General features: G+C 68.3%; 1 protein-coding gene. It reads left to right on the top strand.

The annotated features are described in order from the left end of the window. On the top strand, positions 1-788 hold a 788-nt coding region (locus QHF83_RS53375), incomplete at both ends, for an AMP-binding protein (RefSeq protein WP_348980549.1).

Below are 788 nucleotides of genomic sequence, written 5' to 3'. Positions count from 1 at the left end.
CCGACGCCGTCTTGCAGAAGACGCCCCTGTCGTTCGACGTATCGGGCTGGGAGCTCTGGTGGCCCCTCTTGGAGGGCGCGCGCATGGTCATTGCCGCCCCCGAGGGGCACAAGGATCCGCGTTATCTCGCTGCGCTCATCGAGGCCAGTGCCGTCACCGTGGCCCATTTCGTCCCCTCCATGTTCGGCGTATTCCTGGCCGCCACCGAGCCCTGCGAGCGTGCGTCGCTCCGGATGGTCTTCGCCAGCGGCGAGGCCCTGCCGGCACACCTGCGTGCGTCCTGGTATGCGGGCAGCAAGGGCGAGCTCCATAACCTCTATGGCCCCACCGAGGCCGCCATCGATGTCACGAGTTACGCCTGCCGGCCGGAGGAGGAGGGACCGGTCCCGATCGGACGTCCAATCGACAACACGCGTACCTACGTCCTCGATGACCAGCTGCGCCCGGTCCCCGTCGGCGTCGCGGGGGAGCTTTATCTCTCGGGCGTGCAGCTCGCTCGCGGATACCTCAATCGCCCCGAGCTCACGGCCGAGCGGTTCGTCCCTGACCCCTTCTCGCACGAGCCGGGCGCCCGAATGTATCGCACCGGCGACCTTTCGCGCTGGAGGGACGACGGCGAGCTGGAATTCCTTGGCCGCATCGACCATCAGGTCAAGGTTCGCGGCTTCCGGATCGAGCTCGGCGAGATCGAGGCCGCGCTCGCTACGCACCCGTCGGTGCGCGCCTGCGTCATCGTGGCACGGGAGGACGCGTCTGGCGACAAGCGGCTGGTCGCGTATGTCGTGGCG

It is taken from the genome of Polyangium sp. 15x6 (assembly GCF_029960785.1).
Lineage (GTDB): Bacteria > Myxococcota_A > Polyangia > Polyangiales > Polyangiaceae > Polyangium.
This window is presented reverse-complemented; position numbering and strand designations above follow the sequence as displayed.